This is a genomic window from Actinophytocola sp., from assembly GCF_050699915.1.
GTDB lineage: Bacteria > Actinomycetota > Actinomycetes > Mycobacteriales > Pseudonocardiaceae > Actinophytocola.
Genome location: NZ_JBOHGA010000053.1, coordinates 1 through 14,921 on the forward strand (window position 1 = coordinate 1; position 14,921 = coordinate 14,921).

General features: G+C 73.1%; 16 protein-coding genes and 1 pseudogene. 10 read left to right on the plus strand and 7 right to left on the minus strand.

Going from position 1 to position 14,921, the window contains the following annotated elements; genetic code table 11:
- The coding region (locus ACRDSK_RS12495; RefSeq protein WP_431440576.1) for an Lhr family helicase at positions 1-696 on the plus strand (696 nt) is incomplete at its 5' end.
- 125 nt (positions 697-821) lie between these two features.
- Here the strand turns inward: ACRDSK_RS12495 and ACRDSK_RS12500 are convergent.
- Together ACRDSK_RS12500 and ACRDSK_RS12505 are read right to left on the minus strand one after the other, a co-directional pair.
- A pseudogene (locus ACRDSK_RS12500) lies at positions 822-1,158 on the minus strand (IS5/IS1182 family transposase); the annotation flags it as partial.
- Positions 1,159-1,307: 149 nt separating this feature from the next.
- Positions 1,308-1,667, minus strand: coding sequence for an excisionase (locus tag ACRDSK_RS12505; RefSeq protein WP_431440577.1), 360 nt, complete (start codon positions 1,665-1,667; stop codon positions 1,308-1,310).
- A 61-nt stretch (positions 1,668-1,728) separates the two neighbouring features.
- Between ACRDSK_RS12505 and ACRDSK_RS12510 the strand changes: the two genes are divergently transcribed.
- Positions 1,729-2,721 carry a Clp protease N-terminal domain-containing protein gene (locus ACRDSK_RS12510; protein WP_431440578.1) on the plus strand — a complete coding sequence of 331 codons (993 nt, stop codon included), beginning with the start codon at positions 1,729-1,731 and terminating at the stop codon, positions 2,719-2,721.
- On the plus strand, positions 2,718-3,101 hold the full coding sequence (locus tag ACRDSK_RS12515) for a DUF1801 domain-containing protein (protein ID WP_431440580.1): 384 nt from the start codon (positions 2,718-2,720) through the stop codon (positions 3,099-3,101). Before ACRDSK_RS12510 ends, ACRDSK_RS12515 begins: the two co-directional genes overlap by 4 nt.
- Before the next feature lie 24 nt (positions 3,102-3,125).
- Here the strand turns inward: ACRDSK_RS12515 and ACRDSK_RS12520 are convergent, their stop codons facing one another.
- From ACRDSK_RS12520 to ACRDSK_RS12530, 3 genes are read right to left on the minus strand one after another with little or no spacing between them, the layout of a single operon-like run.
- Positions 3,126-3,854 (minus strand): VOC family protein, encoded by a 729-nt coding sequence (locus tag ACRDSK_RS12520; protein ID WP_431440582.1) that lies wholly within the window; start codon positions 3,852-3,854, stop codon positions 3,126-3,128.
- Positions 3,855-3,890: 36 nt separating this feature from the next.
- Entirely contained in the window at positions 3,891-4,655 is a 765-nt protein-coding gene (locus ACRDSK_RS12525) for a maleylpyruvate isomerase N-terminal domain-containing protein (RefSeq protein ID WP_431440584.1), read from the minus strand.
- Positions 4,652-5,065: an SAV_6107 family HEPN domain-containing protein gene (locus tag ACRDSK_RS12530; protein ID WP_431440585.1), complete on the minus strand. Its 414-nt coding sequence runs from the start codon at positions 5,063-5,065 to the stop codon at positions 4,652-4,654. Before ACRDSK_RS12530 ends, ACRDSK_RS12525 begins: the two co-directional genes overlap by 4 nt.
- Positions 5,066-5,283: 218 nt before the next feature.
- On the opposite strand from ACRDSK_RS12530, the gene ACRDSK_RS12535 reads away from it, so the two are divergent.
- Together ACRDSK_RS12535 and ACRDSK_RS12540 are read left to right on the plus strand one after the other, a co-directional pair.
- Positions 5,284-5,805, plus strand: coding sequence for a YbaK/EbsC family protein (locus tag ACRDSK_RS12535; protein ID WP_431440587.1), 522 nt, complete (start codon positions 5,284-5,286; stop codon positions 5,803-5,805).
- Positions 5,802-6,368 (plus strand): GNAT family N-acetyltransferase, encoded by a 567-nt coding sequence (locus ACRDSK_RS12540; RefSeq protein WP_431440589.1) that lies wholly within the window; start codon positions 5,802-5,804, stop codon positions 6,366-6,368. The genes ACRDSK_RS12535 and ACRDSK_RS12540 overlap by 4 nt, the downstream gene beginning before the upstream one ends.
- A 1-nt stretch (position 6,369) precedes the next feature.
- On the opposite strand, the gene ACRDSK_RS12545 is transcribed toward ACRDSK_RS12540, so the two are convergent.
- Entirely contained in the window at positions 6,370-8,040 is a 1,671-nt protein-coding gene (locus ACRDSK_RS12545) for a DUF885 domain-containing protein (protein WP_431440591.1), read from the minus strand.
- A gap of 90 nt (positions 8,041-8,130) precedes the next feature.
- Between ACRDSK_RS12545 and ACRDSK_RS12550 the strand changes: the two genes are divergently transcribed.
- The gene (locus ACRDSK_RS12550) at positions 8,131-8,832 is read left to right on the plus strand and encodes an LppM family (lipo)protein (RefSeq protein ID WP_431440592.1); all 702 of its coding nucleotides are present in this window, start codon (positions 8,131-8,133) and stop codon (positions 8,830-8,832) included.
- Between the two features lie 5 nt (positions 8,833-8,837).
- On the opposite strand, the gene ACRDSK_RS12555 is transcribed toward ACRDSK_RS12550, so the two are convergent.
- Positions 8,838-9,752 carry a methylenetetrahydrofolate reductase gene (locus ACRDSK_RS12555; RefSeq protein ID WP_431440594.1) on the minus strand — a complete coding sequence of 305 codons (915 nt, stop codon included), beginning with the start codon at positions 9,750-9,752 and terminating at the stop codon, positions 8,838-8,840.
- Between the two features lie 105 nt (positions 9,753-9,857).
- On the opposite strand from ACRDSK_RS12555, the gene ACRDSK_RS12560 reads away from it, so the two are divergent.
- Genes ACRDSK_RS12560 through ACRDSK_RS12575 form a run of 4 tightly spaced genes read left to right on the plus strand, consistent with a single transcriptional unit; the run spans position 9,858 to position 14,908 of the window.
- Complete coding sequence (locus ACRDSK_RS12560) at positions 9,858-10,991, plus strand: polyprenyl synthetase family protein (protein WP_431440596.1); 1,134 nt, start codon at positions 9,858-9,860, stop codon at positions 10,989-10,991.
- Entirely contained in the window at positions 10,991-12,514 is a 1,524-nt protein-coding gene (crtI, locus tag ACRDSK_RS12565) for a phytoene desaturase family protein (protein ID WP_431440598.1), read from the plus strand. The genes ACRDSK_RS12560 and crtI overlap by 1 nt, the downstream gene beginning before the upstream one ends.
- Before the next feature lie 58 nt (positions 12,515-12,572).
- On the plus strand, positions 12,573-14,003 hold the full coding sequence (locus ACRDSK_RS12570) for a hypothetical protein (protein WP_431440599.1): 1,431 nt from the start codon (positions 12,573-12,575) through the stop codon (positions 14,001-14,003).
- Positions 13,982-14,908, plus strand: coding sequence for a phytoene/squalene synthase family protein (locus tag ACRDSK_RS12575; RefSeq protein ID WP_431440601.1), 927 nt, complete (start codon positions 13,982-13,984; stop codon positions 14,906-14,908). The genes ACRDSK_RS12570 and ACRDSK_RS12575 overlap by 22 nt, the downstream gene beginning before the upstream one ends.
- Positions 14,909-14,921: the final 13 nt, after the last annotated feature.

Sequence of the window (14,921 nt, forward strand, 5' to 3'; positions counted from 1 at the left end):
ATGCCGAGCCGCACCGGTCCACCCACGGTGGCCGGCCGCTGGTCGCTCGTCACCGCCCGCGAACCGGACCCGACGCGCCGGGCTCACGCGCGGGCCGAGGCGTTCCTGGAGCGGCACGGCGTGCTGACCCGCGGGGCCATGGACACCGAGCGGGTGAGCGGCGGCTTCTCCGGTGTCTACAAGGTGTTGCGGGCGATGGAGGAGTCCGGCCAGATCATCCGCGGCTACGTCGTGGAGGGCCTCGGCGCGTCCCAGTTCGCCGCCCGCGGCGCCGTCGACCGCCTGCGCGCACTGTCCCGTTCGGACGGTGAACCGCCGGGCGACGACGTCGTCTCCCGGGTGTTGGCCGCCGCCGACCCGGCCCAGCCCTACGGGGCGGCGTTACCCTGGCCCGAGCCCGTCGGTGACGGAAAGCACCGCCCCGCAAGGAAAGCCGGCGCACTGGCCGTCCTGGTCGACGGCCGCCCGGTCCTCTACGTCGAACGGGGCGGCCGCTCCCTGCTGTCCTTCACCGAGGAGGACCCACCACTGCGTGCGGCCGCGGAGGCCCTGTCCAGAGCGGTCCGCGAGGGCTGGCTAGGCCAGCTGGCGGTACAGCGCGCCGACGGCGAGATCGCCCTGACCTCGAACCTGGCCGACATCCTCCGAGACGCCGGTTTCCGGGCCACCCCCAAGGGTTTGCGCCTACGCGCCTGACCCGGAGCCGTTGTATCCGCCGGTGTCGGGTGGAGGTCGGCGTGGTGTGATCACGTCAGGTGATCAACGCGATCTTGTGGAGGCTGCGCACGGGTGCGCCGGGCGTTGGTGGCGGTGGGTCTTGATCAGTTGGCGTGGACGATGTTGTGGAGGTGGGCGATTCCGGATACCGCGTCGGCCAGTGTGCTTGCGGCTCGTCGGTGGTCGCGGAGGATCTTTCAGCACGTCATGCGGGCCAGGGTGTGCTCGATCCGGGCTCGGATTTTTGCGGTGGGTGGCGTTGAGGTCTTCTTTCCAGTCCGGCAGTTCGGTGCGGTTGCCGGGTTGCGGGTCAGGGGTGGCGATGACCAGGCGGGTGTCGGCGTCGATCGCGACCTGCACGTTCGACGAGTATCGGTAGTTCTTCGACGGTGCCGCCAGCCGGTGATCCCGGGTTGGCACCACACCATGATCAACTACCGACGCACCCGAACCCACACCGGGTTACGTGACATGACATCCCTTAGCCGTCCATGCCGTCGACCGGAGGCGGTGCTCGCGGGCAAGGGCCACTCCCACCTCCACCCGGCAGGCGCGGGCCATCAGCCTCGGTGGCGTGGTAGTCGAAAGCCCTACTCGCGGCTCTCCAGGGCGGCGAGCCGCAGCTCTAGCTGGTCGATGCGGCTGCGCAGCAACGTCACCTGCGCTTCCATGCTCACCTCGCGTTCCGCGCGGCGCTGGATCCTCGGCGACCGCGCGGCGCGTTCGACCACCGCGTCCAGCGGGACCAGGCGCTGCGGTCCGTTGGGGCCGTCGATCAGGCGCGAACGGATCTCGCCGTTGCGGTACCAGGACCGCAGCGCCGAGCGCGACACGCCTGTGTCCTGCTCGGCCTGCGCGAGCGTCACCCACGGGGTGTCCTCCAGCTGCGCGAACAGCTCCAGCTCGTCCCGCCAGCGCGCCAGGCGGTCGTCCCAGTCAGAGGCAGTCACACGGCCACTCTATCATTGATAGTGTATTGACAGGGTTTCAGACAGCGCGCAGCATCGAGGCATGTTCGAGCGATTCACCGAGGCCGCCCGCACGGTCGTCGTCAACGCGTCGACCGAGGCGCGCGACCTCAAGCACGGCCGCATCGGGACCGAGCACGTGCTGCTGGCGTTGTTCCACTCGCAGGGCGACATCGCCGAGCAGGCGCTGGCCCAGCTGGGGATCACCGCGAAGATGGTGCGTACCGACGTGATCTCGATCGTCGGCGTCGGCGAGGCCGCGGTGACCGGACACCTCCCGTTCAGCCGGCGCGCGAAGAAGGTGCTGGAGCTCTCCCTGCGGGAGGCGCTGCAGCTCAGCCACAACTACATCGGCACCGAGCACATCCTGCTGGCGATCGAACGGGAGGGTGACGGCGTCGCCGCCCGCGTCCTCGCCAACCACGTCGAGGACATGCGGGACATCCGGCGCACCGTGAAGGCGCTGATCGCGAACACCCAGCCCGGCGCCGCGCCGGCTCGCCCCGTCCGCACCACCGCGGCCGAGGAGGTCGTCGCGGCTGCCGAGGCGCTCGCGGGCGGCGCGCCGATGGGCAGCCACCACCTGCTCGAGGCGCTCATCCGGGCCGAGGGCAGCATGGCCGCGACCGTGCTCGCACAACTGGGCGTGAGCCCCGACGCCATCGCCGACAAGGTCGACGAGCTCGACGCCGACGCGACCACTGACGCGACCCCGCAGGAGACCGCGGCGCGGAAGATGGAGATCCGCTTCGCGGAGGACGAGGTACACCTCGTGTTCCGCGACGAGACCACGCTCGGCCTCGCACAGACGCTCAGCGCCGTCACCGGCGGCGGCCCGATCCGCGCCACCGGCCCCGTCGCCGGCCAGTTTGTTCCACTGTGGACACAGCTGCACGAGCTGTTGCTCGACATGACCCGCACGCTGCGACCGCCCACCGAGGACGAGGCCAAGATGACCGGCAAGGCCGCGTTGCTGGTCCGCCGGGTCATGCATGACCGCCTGCGCCGCCGCCAGCCGCCGGAGGGCGGACGGTGACGACGCCCGCCGCCGCGCAGGTGCTCGACAACTGCGCGGAACCCGTCCGCCCGCTGGCTCGCGCGGTGTTCGACGAGCTGCACCGGGTCTTCCCACGGGCCGTGATCACCGCGGACGCCGACAGCATCGGCTTCGGCACCGGACCCGGGTACAAGCACCTGGTGTTCACGGTGCTGCCCGCCAGCCGCCACGTGACGATCGGCTTCGCCCGCGGCACGGAGCTGCCGGACCCGGCCGGCCTGCTGACCGGATCCGGCAAGGTGCACCGCCACGTCAAGATCCACACCGAGGCGGACCTGCGCCGCCCCGAGCTGGCCGACCTCTTCGCCGCCGCCCTGGACCGGTTCGCCGCCTCGCCGCAGCGGGACACACCGTCCTGACGCGACGACCAGAACGCCAGGCGGTCAGCGTGGGGTGAGGACGCAGAACTCGTTGCCCTCCGGGTCGGCGAGGACCTGCCACGGGACGTCGCCCTGGCCGATGTCGGCTTGGTGGGCGCCCAGAGCGACGAGCCGGGCCGCCTCGTCGGCGACCGAGCCGTCCGGGTAGGGCGCCACGTCCAGGTGGACGCGGTTCTTCACCTCGTGCGGGTGGGACGAGGGGATGAACTCCAGCCACGGGCCGCGGCCGTCCGGATCCCGGAGCGACGCGAAGTCCTGCCCCTGGCGGACCACCGGCCAACCCGACGCCTCGGACCAGAAGTCGGCCAGGGGCAACGGGTCGGCGGCGAACGCCACGATCGCGGCCACGGCTCCGGTCGCGGCGTACTCCGGGCGTGGGTCGAGCACGCAGAACTCGTTGCCGCCGGGATCGGCCAGCACGAACCACGGCATGTTGCGCTGGCCGATGTCGACGCGCACCGCACCCAGCTCCAGCGCACGCTCGAGCATGGCCATCTGCTGGTCCGCGGACGCACTCGCCACGTCCAGGTGCAGCCGGTTCTGCACGGTCTTCGGCTCGGCCACCGGGACGAACACGAGGTCGAACCGCCAGCCGTCGTCGGGCGGCGCCCGCAGGTCGACCTCGTCGGGCTCCTCGTAGCTGATCCGCCAGCCGAGCAGGTCGCGCCAGAAGCGGGCCAGCGCGTGCGGATCGGCCGCGTCGACGACCACGTTGACCAGTCGGGTGGACATGATCGGACGCTAGTCGACCGCACCGACAAAAACCGGTCAGTGCGTCGCGAGCCGCAGCAGGTGCCACAGCTGGTCGACCCCGGCCGGGTCCCCGTCCGCGGTGGCCGTGCCGATCGAGCGGCGGCCCCACAGCCACAGGTACATCCCGGCCGGATCGCTGAACACCGTCGCCTCGACCGGCTCGTCCGCCGACGCCGGCCACGCCGACGTGCCGCTCGCCGTGATCTGCGCGATCCACCGCCGGCGCCCGGCCGCCACGGCGACCCGACCGGTCCACGAGTTCGTCACCCCGAGCACCCCGAGCCGGTGGGTGAACCAGAGCGACAGGACCTCGTCGATGCCGTCCAACGCGATCTCATCGGAGACGCGGCCGGTGACGGTCATCGCGGCCGCCGCGTCCTGCACGTCGTAGCGGTGCACGGTGGTCTCGTGCGCGAGCCGGCGGCACCAGAACCCGTAGGTCTGGTCGAGCGGCCACCAGGTCGGCGCACCATCGGCGGGGTCGTGTGCGGACAGCTCCGCGAGGATGTCCCGGTGCCCCGCCCGCAGGTACTCCACGAGGGTCTGGCCGGGGATCGGCGCGCGCTGCCAGCGGGTCGGCTGAGTGCCCGACCGCAGCCAGGCCACGACCATCCGGTAGACGCTGCCGACGTGCCGGACGGTCTCGCCCAGCGTCATCCCCTCGGCGTGGCGCACCGGCAGGTGCGGGTCCGCGCCCAGGGCCGACGACGCCAGCAGCTCACCCTCGACCTCCAGGACCTCGAGCAGGCGGCCATAGTCGACCAGTGCTCGTCCGGTCATGACGGACCGTGGATCGCACGCGTGACGAGGCCCAGGAACTGGCCGGCCTGGCGCACGAGGTCGTCCGCGGAGCGGGGCGTGACCACTCGCGTGATGCCGGCCTGCACCGACGCACGCGTGGTCGACCAGGACGCGAAGAACGCCGCCCACTCGTGCAGCTCGGGCGCCACCGAGACGAGCAGCGTCCACACGCTCGTCGGCCGCGAGGTCCCCCGGTGCGGGCGCCCGCGCAGGGCGAGCAGGGCCGCCGCGGCACGCAACGCGGCCAGGTAGGCGAGCGCGAACCGCTCGGCGGGCTCGGGATCCAGCTCGGCTTCGGCAAGCCCTTGCTCGGCCTGGGAGAGCAGGGCGAGCGCGGGTTCCGGCACGGACAGTGGCTCGTTGTCGCGGTAGTCCAGGGTTGTGGTCACCTGACGCCTCCTCGCGGTCCGAGTTCGTCACCGGGCGTGACGACATGCCGTGGGGAAGCCGGCGGCGCTCGGTGGTGAGGCGCTTCCCCCGCCCCACCACCGAGCCATGTTCGAACGTTTGTTCGAACGATTCGAGCTTAACTCCGAGCACCGACAGACTCAACCTCGCCCGGGATTTTCGGCGGCGACACCGGCCACAGGTGTGCTCTCATGTGCGCATGAGCGCTACGGACCACCCCGCGATCAGCAAGATCTCCGCCATCCTGCGGGAGGCCGGGCTGCCGGCCGCCGCCGACGGGATCCGCGTCCTCGACGACGACGTGCGCACCGCGGCGGCCGCCGCGCAGGCAGTGGGCGTCCCGGTCGGCGCGATCGCGAACAGCCTCGTCTTCCGGGCTACGGAGGGTGACCGGACCTTCCCGCTGCTGGCCCTGACCTCCGGCGCGCACCGGGCGTCCACCGCGCGGCTGGCGACACTGGCCGGGGCGACGTCGGTGGGCCGGGCGGACCCGGCGTTCGTGCGCGAGCACACGGGACAGGCGATCGGCGGGGTGGCGCCGGTCGGGCACCCGCGGCCGATCACCACGCTGGTCGACGTCGCGCTGGCCGACCACGAGGTCGTGTGGGCCGCGGCGGGTCATCCGAAGGCCGTGTTCCCGACGACGTTCGCCGATCTTGTGGCGCTGACGGGGGGCGTGGCTGCGGAGGTGGCGGACGAGGAGGAGAATCCGGGATCGTGACCGCGGTTCCACCTCGGGTCGAGCGGTTCGTCGACCTCAGCCAAGACGAGTTGCGGGCCCGGCTACCGGAGGCACTGTCGCTGTATGTCACCGCGATGCGCTACCCGACGGGCACCGCCGAACAGCGCGCGCCGATGTGGCTCGCGCACATGCTGCGCGTGGACTGGCGTTGCGTGGCGGCGCTCGACCAGGACGGCGCGATGGTCGGCGTCGCCTACGGCTACCGCGGCGCGGCCGGCCAGTGGTGGCACGAGCAGGTGCGGCGCGGCATCGTCGAGCGGTCGGGCCCGGAGTTCGCCGAGTCGTGGCTGGACGACTACTTCGAGCTGACCGAGGTGCACGTGCGGCCGGCGGCCCAGGGCCGCGGCACCGGCGAGAACCTGCTGCGCCGCCTGATGGAGGACGTGGGAGCGGACAAGGTCCTGCTGTCGACACCGGAGGGCCCGTCACGGGCGTGGCGGCTCTACCACCGGATGGGCTTCGTCGACGTGCTGCGCAACTACCGGTTCACGGGCGACCCTCGGCCGTTCGGCGTGCTGGGCCGCCCGCTCCCCTTGTCGTGACTCAGAGGGCGGCGAGGCGCTCGCGCAGGGTGTCCAACCCCATCTGGCCCATGCGCAGCGCCCGCATGTGGAACTCCTTCAGGTCGAAGGCCGCGCCCGCGCGTGCCCTGGCGTCGTCGCGCGCGGCGAGCCACAGGCGCTCGCCCAGCTTGTACGCGGGCGCCTGGCCCGGCCAGCCGAGGTAGCGGTCGATCTCGTCGCGGACCAGGGCCTCCTCGGTGATCGTGCGGGTCAGCATGAACTCCAGGCCCAGCTCCGGGGTCCACCGCTCCCCCTCGTGGAAGCCGGTCCCCCGCGGGATCTCCAGGCGCAGGTGCATGCCGATGTCGATGATCACCCGCCCCGCGCGGAAGAGGTTCTCGGCGAGCATGCCGAGCAGGTTCCCGTCGTCGGACAGGTAGCCGAACTCGCGCATCAGCCGCTCCGCGTACAGCGCCCAGCCCTCGCCGTGCCCCGGCACCCACGCGAACAGCCGCTGGAACTTGTTCAGCTGCTTCGACTCCGCCGTGGCCGTCGCGATCTGCAGGTGGTGGCCCGGCACGCCCTCGTGGTAGACGACGCTCACCTCGCGCCACGTGGTGAACTCGTCCTTGTCCGGCGGCAGCGACCACCACATCGCGCCCGCGCGGGAGAAGTCGTCCGACGGGCCCGTGTAGTACGCGCCCGCCCCGCCGCCCGGCGGCGCGATCTTGCAGTCCAGCCGCATGATCCGGTCGGGGATCTCGAAGTGCACGCCGCGCAGGTCCGCGAGCGCCTGGTCGGACAGCCCCTGCATCCAGTCGCGGAACTCGGCGACCCCGGCGATCCGGTATCGCGGGTCGGCGTCGAGCGCCTCGCTCGCCTCGCGGACGCCGGCACCGGTCTTGATCCGGCCAGCGACCTCCTTCATCTCCGTCTCGAGCCGGGTGAACTCCGCCCAGCCCCACTCGTAGGCCTCCCGCAGGTCCACCCGCGCGCCGAGGTACATCCGCGACCACAGCCCGTAGACGTCCTCGCCGACCGCGTCCTCGCGCGGCGCCTTCGCCAGCAGCTCCTCGCGCAGGAACGCCGCCAGGTCCGCGTAGGCCTGCCCGGCCACGGTCGCGGCGGCGTCAAGGTCGGCACGCAGGGCGGGGTCGACGGCGGCCTTCCCGGCGAGGGTGGCGAAGTACGCCGGCTCGTCGCCCAGCCCGGCCCAGGTCGTGCACTGCTCGGCGACCTTGCGCACCTGCCGGGCCGCCGAGATGTCGCCCCGCCCGGCCGCGTGCCGCAGGCTCTCCCGATAGCTCGCGAGCGCCTCGGGCACCCGCGACATGCGCGTCGCGATCGTGCGCCAGTCCTCCGGGGAGGCGGCCGGCATCAGGTCGAACGCCTGGCGCACCTCCTGCGCCGGGCTCGCGACGACGTTCAGCGACGAGACGTCGAGGCCCGCGTCGGACACCTCCCGCTGGACGCCGAGCCGCTCGAGGAGCAACGCCTTCGCGTCCCGTTCGCCGTCGTCGGCGGGCTCCAGGTCGCCCATCGCGCGCAACGCGCCCGCGGTCAGCTCGGCGCGCGCCGCGTGCCCGTCCGGGGACAGGTCCGGCAGCTGGTCGTCGTACCCGGGGATGCCGAGCATGGTGGCGATGGTCGGGTCGAGCCGGACGTAGTCGTCCACGAAGGAGTCGGAGACGCGGTGCGCGGGGGTGTCCATGGCCCGGACGCTACCGGCCGACGCACGTTCGTCTCCAACGAGAAACCGCCTGGTGTCCGAAGGTCAACGGGATGCTGGCAGGATGTGCCGGTGCGCACCGCCGGCCGCGATCACGTTCGCCGACTGTTCGGCCTCATCGTGCTGTTCGGGGTGCTCGTGGTCACGCTCTCCGGCTGCGTCCGGATCCACGCCGCGCTCGCGGTGTCGTCGGACGACCTGATCTCCGGCGAGATCGTCGTCGCCGCGCTGCCGGCGAGCAAGGACGACAACGGCCCGAGCCTGACCGTGCCGCCCGAGCTCGCCGAGAAGGTTCGCACCGAGCCCTACACCGCGGACGGCTACGTCGGCCAGAAGGTCACGCTGACCGGGCTGCGGTTCAACGACCTGCCGCTGCTCGTCGACTCGATCGCCAACCAGCAGCAGTACCGGCTGTCGTTCCGCCGCTCCGGCGAGCTCGTCACGCTCGCCGGCTCGATCGACCTGACCCGGGTGCCGCCGGAGCGCGCCGACGTGCAGGTCAAGATCGCCTTCCCGGGCCGGATCTCGCGCACCAACGGCGACAACACCGACGGCACGATCAGCTGGGAGCCCAAGCCTGAGGCGGTCACCGAGTTCAGCGCGGTCGCGCAGTACTCCGACAAGTCCGGGGTGTCGTGGACGCAGTGGGTGGTGATGGTCGGCGGCGGCGCCGTCGGGGTCGCGGTGCTCGTGGTGCTGCTCGCGCTGTTCACCCATCGCCGCAGCCTCAAGCTGGAACGAGCACAGGCCCGCCGCGCGGCGGCGGGCTACTAGTTCACCTAGCCGACCGACCGTAAGTTCGCCTCTACCGGCTCCCGGCCGGGGGCGAGGTCGAGCCGGGCGACCATCTCCTTCGTCGCCTTCGACAGGTTGAACGTGTAGAAATGCAGGCACTCCACACCCTCGGCCAGCAGCCGCCGGGACAGCTCCTCGGTGACGTCCATGCCAGCCGCGCGGAACGCCTTCGGGTCGTCGGCGAACGGGCCGAGCCGGTCGGCCATCCACCCCGGCACCTGCGCGCCGGACAGCTCCACGGACTTCGACAGGATCTTGGGCGTGGTCAGCGGCATCACGCCGGGCAGCAGCAGCGCGTCGCAGCCGCGCGCGGCCACCCGGTCGCGCATCCGCAGGAAGTCGTCGGCCTCGAAGAACAGCTGGGCGATCGCGAAGTCCGCGCCCGCCCGCAGCTTGCGGACCAGGTACTCGGTGTCGATGTCCAGGTCGGCCGACCGCGGGTGGCCGTACGGGAACGCGGACACGCCGACGCAGAAGTCGCCGAGCTCGCGCACCAGGCGGACCAGCTCCTCGGCGTACTCGAGCCCCTCGGGATGGCGCACCCAGTCGCCCATCGGGTCGCCCGGCGGGTCACCGCGCAGCGCGAGGACGTTGCGCACGCCCAGCTCGGCGTACCAGCCGATCACGTTGCGCAGCTCTGCCACCGAGTGGTCGACGGCCGTGAGGTGGGCCATCGAGACCAGGGTCGTCTCCCGGACCACGCGCCCGGTCGTGCGGATGGTCCGGTCCCGGCTGGATCCGCCGGCGCCGTAGGTGACCGAGACGAACGCCGGGTCCAGGCCCTCCAGCGAGCGGATGGAGTTCCACAGCCGCCGCTCGTCCGCGTCGTCACGCGGGGGCATGAACTCGACGGAGAACACCGGCCGGTCACCCGGGATACGCGCCACCACCGAAGTCATGCCCCCCAGGGTAGTGATGCGGCATATGGCGCAACTCGGCTGTCGGCGGAGCCGCGGCGGACCCCCGCTGGTACGAGGGCCGGCACGACCACGCACCATGTCCGCGTGGCCCCGGCACCTGAGCTCCCCACAGTCGAGAGCAGCACGGACAGCGGCACCGGCATCGACTCCGCGGTGCACCGGCACGTCGAGGACGTCCTCGCCGGCTACCTGGCGGAACGCCGGGCCGAGCTGCCCGAGCTCGCCCGCACGTTCGCACGAGCTGTCGACGCGCTCTCGGACTTCGCGCTGCGCGGCGGCAAGCGCCTGCGGCCGACGTTCGCCTGGTGGGCGTGGCGGGCCGCGGGCGGCGAGCCGGCCGGGCCGCGGGCGGACGCGGTGCTGCACGCGGTCAGCGCCCTGGAGCTGATCCAGACGTGCGCGCTCGTGCACGACGACATCATGGACGCCTCCGAGCTGCGCCGAGGCCACCCGACCGTGCACGTCCGGTTCACCGAGGCGCACCGAGCGGGCGGCTGGCTGGGCGAGCCGGAGCGGTTCGGCACGGCCGCCGCGATCCTGCTCGGCGACCTCGCGCTGGCGTGGGCGGACGACATGTTCGAGAGCGCCCCGCTGGAGCCGGGCATGCGGGCCGCCGCGCGCGGGCCGTGGCAGGCGATGCGCGCGGAGATGTTCGCCGGCCAGTACCTGGACGTGCTCGCGCAGGCCGAGGGCGACGAGTCCGAGGAACGGGCGCTCGGCGTGGCCCGGCTGAAGACCGCCGCGTACACCGTCGAGCGGCCGCTGCACCTGGGCGTCGCGTTCGCCGGCGCCGGACCCGAGACCGTCGAGGCGGTCAAGACGTTCGGCACGGACATCGGCGTGGCGTTCCAGCTGCGCGACGACCTGCTCGGGATGTTCGGCGACACCGAGGTCACCGGCAAGCCGGCCGGCGACGACCTGCGTGAGGGCAAGCGGACGCTGCTGATGTCGCTCGGGCTGGGCTACGCCACGCGGGCCGGCCGAAACGTCGACGCCGACTTCCTGCGCGGCGCGCTCGGCGACCCGGAACTGCCGCCGCAGACCCTGACCAGGGTCCGCGAGCTGCTCGCCGAGCTCGGCGCGGTCGACGAGCTGGAGCGGCGGATCGAGAAGCTGACCTCCTCCGCGCTGACCGCCCTCGACTCGGCCGGGCTGGCCGACCCGGGCGCGACCCGGCTGCGGGACCTGGCCGTTGCGGCGACCCGGCGGGACAGATAGTGAGAACCGTCGAGGGCCCGACGGACCACGTCGTCGTGGTCGGCGCCGGGCTCGCCGGCCTGTCCGCGACGCTGCACCTGCTCGGCGCCGGCCGCTCGGTGACCGTCCTCGAGCTCGCGGACGGACCGGGCGGCCGAGCCGGCTCGGCCGACCTGGGCGGCTACCGGATAGACACCGGCGCCTCGGTGCTGACCATGCCTGAGCTGGTCGACGAGGCGCTCGCCGCGGTCGGCGAGTCGCTCGCCGACCGGATCCAGCTGACCCGCCTCGACCCGGCGTACCGGGCGCGGTTCGCGGACGGCTCGAGCCTGGACGTGCACGCCGACGCGGACGCGATGGCCGACGAGGTGCGCCGGTTCGCCGGGCCGCGGGAGGCCGACGGCTACCGTCGGCTGCGGGCCTGGCTCACCGAGCTGTACCGGCTGCAGCGCGACCGGTTCATCGGCGCGAACCTCGACTCCCCGCTCGACCTCGCCGGCCCGGACCTCGCCCGGCTCGCCGCGATCGGCGGGTTCGGCCGGCTCGGCCCCGCGGTCGGCCGGTTCCTGCGCGACGAGCGGCTGCGCCGGGTCTTCACCTTCCAGTCGCTCTACGCCGGCCTCGCGCCGGACCGGGCGCTCGCCGCCTACGGCGTCATCGCCTACATGGACACGGTGGCCGGCGTGTACTTCCCGCGCGGCGGGGTCGGCGCGGTCGCCGCCGCGCTGGCCGACGCCGCGGCGTCGCACGGGGCGTCGCTGCGGTACGGCACGGGCGCGGCGTGGCTCGAGCGGTCCGGCTCGCGGGTCACGGCGGTGCGCACCACGCACGGTGAGCGCATCCCCTGCGACGCGGTCGTGCTCACCCCGGACCTGCCCGTCTCCTACCGGCTGCTCGGCGGGGCGCCGCGCCGGCCGGTGCGGCCGCGCTGGGCACCGTCCGCGGTGTTGCTGCACGCCGGCGTCACCCAAACCTGGCCGGCGCTGGCCCACCACACGGTCTTCTTCGGGGCGGCCTGGCGGCGGACGTTCGACGAGATCCTGACCCGTGGCTCGCTGATGAGCGACCCGTCGCTGCTGGTCACCCGCCCGACGGCGACCGACCCGGGCCTCGCGCCGGCCGGGCGGCAGCTGGTGTCGGTGCTGGCGCCGTGCCCGAACCTCGCGGTCGGCCCCATCGACTGGCGCCGCGTCGGGCCGGCGTACCGCGACGAGCTCACCCAGGTGCTCGAGGCACGCGGGCTGACCGGGTTCGCCGACTCCGTCGAGGTGTCCCGGCTCGTGACGCCGGCCGACTGGGAGGCGGCCGGGCTCGCGGCGGGCACGCCGTTCTCGCTGGCGCACACGGTCCGCCAGACCGGCCCGTTCCGGCCGCGGAACCTGGTGCGCGGGGTGGACAACGTCGTGCTGGCCGGCTGCGGCACGACCCCGGGAGTCGGCGTGCCGCCGGTGCTGATCTCCGGCCGGCTGGCCGCCGAACGTGTCGCCGGTGCACCAATTCGTAGCCAATCCGACAGGTTCTTCCCGCACACTCTCGCCCGGTGAGTTGGGATACTCCTGGCAGTGTGGACACCGTGCGGGCGGTGCCGGGATGGGGAGCGCGATGAGGGGACAGGAAGCCGGGCGAGGGGCGGCCGCGAAGAGACGCCGCGGCACACTCGCCGGGCTCGCGGCGGGGCTCGCCCTCGTGCTCGCCGGCTGCACCAGCGAGGTCGCCGGGGAGCCGGAAGGCGTGGACATCGGCCCGCTGACCACAGCCGAGGGCACCGCCCAGGCGCTGGTCGACCTCGCCGAGGCGGCCGCCGTCCGCTACACCGGCTCGATGGTCGCCGCCGACGGAGCCGGGCTGACCGTCGACGTCACCGCGACGCTCACCGGCGAGGTGTCCGGCAACATCACGATCAACGCCCTGCCGGCGACCGTCCTCTACGTCGGCAAGACCCTCTACCTCAAGGCCGCCACCAACTTCTGGAGCGGCATGGTCGCCCGCTTCGGCGTGACGTCGGGCGACGGCAGCGCGCTCGCCAACCGCTGGGTCAAGCTGCCCACGTCGCTGATCGGCGTGGAGTTCGGCGAGATCTTCACCCCGGACATCGTCGCCCAGACCGCGGGCAAGGTCGACAAGGGCACCGCCGACCTGGAGCTGCCGCACAACGCCAAGGAGAGCATCGCGGGCGTCGACGCCTACGCGGTCGAGGTCGACGGCGGCAAGGTCTACTACGCGACCGCCGCGCCGCACGGCATGCTCCGCCTCGAGCTCGACCGCCTCGGCAGCGCCGAGACCACCGCGGTCACCGACGTGGTGGTCGACGTCGCGGACGTCTCGCCGAACGTCGTGGCGACCTACCAGTCGCTGGCCAAGTCCGCGGGCGGGCTCGGCAAGGCCGTCGACGCGCTGACCGGCGTCCAGCAGGGCGCGCACCGGTTCGACAAGTGCGCCGCGGCGGGCTGCACGCTGATCCTGGACGTCAAGAACACCGCCAAGACGGCCGTGCGGGTGCACCTGCGGGCGAACTGGACCGGCGACGGCGCCAAGCTCGGCACCTGCGAGTCCGAGGTCGGTCCGGTGAACCCGGGCGCGGGCAAGAAGATCAGCTGCCGGATCACGTCGCAGCAGTGGAAGAGCTTCTTCCAGCGGGCGAACACGGTGCCGGGCACCCATCCGTACGGCGCGCAGTGGGCCGCGCTGGTCCTCGCCGACCCGCCGGACACCGGCGACCTGAAGACCTGGAGCGCCGCGCAGCCCGCGGTCGCGGACGACGACAAGACCGACGGCAGCCACGCCGTCTACGAGATCAACGTCGGCGGCGACGTGTGGAAGTACGGCGTCGTGTCCAACCGGTACTGGCGCGACCACAGCGCCGAGCAGCTTCGCGAGTGCATGGCCAGCACGAAGTCGGCCTGCTCGACGACGCTGGTGACCGTCGCCGACGACCCGGTCTCGGCGCACGCGCTCGCCGCCAAGCTGGTCGCCGACCACAAGACCGAGCACGGCAGCTGCCCGGCGGGCCAGTGGGTGAGCTGCACACGTTGACGCCCGGCCCCGACCTGGCCGCCGCCTACCAGGCCTGCCGCCGGATCAACGCACGCCACGGGCGCACGTTCTTCCTGGCCACCCGGCTGCTGCCGGCGAACCGGCGGCCGGCCGTGCACGCGCTGTACGGGTTCGCCCGGCTGGCCGACGAGATCGTCGACGACGTCGTGGCCAACACCACCGGCGACCGCGCACGCTCGCTCGCCACCCTCGAACGGCAGGTCGGTGAGGCGCTCGGCGGCGGGCAGCCGGCGAGCCCGGTGCTGGCCGCGCTCGCGGACACCGTCGCGCGGTACGGCATCGAGCCGGGGCTGTTCGCCGACTTCCTCGCCTCGATGCGGATGGACCTGACCGTCACCGGCTACCGGACCTTCGCCGACCTGGCCGGATACGTGCACGGGTCGGCCGGGGTGATCGGGTTGCAGTTGCTGCCCGTGCTCGGCACGGTCGGCCCGCGGGCGCAGGCGGCGCCGTACGCGGCCGCGCTCGGCGAGGCGTTCCAGCTGACCAACTTCCTCCGCGACGTCGGCGAGGACCTCGACCGCGGGCGGCTGTACCTGCCCGCCGACGAGCTGGCCGCGTTCGGCGTGGACCGGGCCCGGCTGGAGCGGGCACACCGCACCGGCCGGCCCGACCCCGCGGTCCGCCGCGCGCTCGCACACCTCGTGGCGTACAACCACGCCGTGTACCGGCGGGCGGAGCCGGGGATCGCGCTGCTGCGCCGCGAGTCGCGGCCGTGCGTGCGCACCGCGGCCGTGCTCTACCGCCGCATCCTCGGCGAGATCGAGGCGAGCGACTACGCCGTGCTGGGCCGCCGGGTCGTGGTGCCGGTCCACCGCAGGCTGGGGATCGCGGTGCCGGGCCTCATCCGCGCGGTGGCGAGCCGGACCCTGGCGTCTCGGTAGTCAGCTCGTGGGC

Excerpts from the sequence above, each read along its gene's own strand:
- ACRDSK_RS12510 (WP_431440578.1), top strand. The coding sequence starts at position 1,729 with ATGTTCGAGCGATTCACCGAGGCCGCCCGCACGGTCGTCGTCAACGCG.
- ACRDSK_RS12520 (WP_431440582.1), bottom strand. The coding sequence starts at position 3,854 with ATGTCCACCCGACTGGTCAACGTGGTCGTCGACGCGGCCGATCCGCAC.
- ACRDSK_RS12525 (WP_431440584.1), bottom strand. The coding sequence starts at position 4,655 with ATGACCGGACGAGCACTGGTCGACTATGGCCGCCTGCTCGAGGTCCTG.
- ACRDSK_RS12535 (WP_431440587.1), top strand. The coding sequence starts at position 5,284 with ATGAGCGCTACGGACCACCCCGCGATCAGCAAGATCTCCGCCATCCTG.
- ACRDSK_RS12545 (WP_431440591.1), bottom strand. The coding sequence starts at position 8,040 with ATGGACACCCCCGCGCACCGCGTCTCCGACTCCTTCGTGGACGACTAC.
- ACRDSK_RS12555 (WP_431440594.1), bottom strand. The coding sequence starts at position 9,752 with ATGACTTCGGTGGTGGCGCGTATCCCGGGTGACCGGCCGGTGTTCTCC.
- ACRDSK_RS12570 (WP_431440599.1), top strand. The coding sequence starts at position 12,573 with ATGAGGGGACAGGAAGCCGGGCGAGGGGCGGCCGCGAAGAGACGCCGC.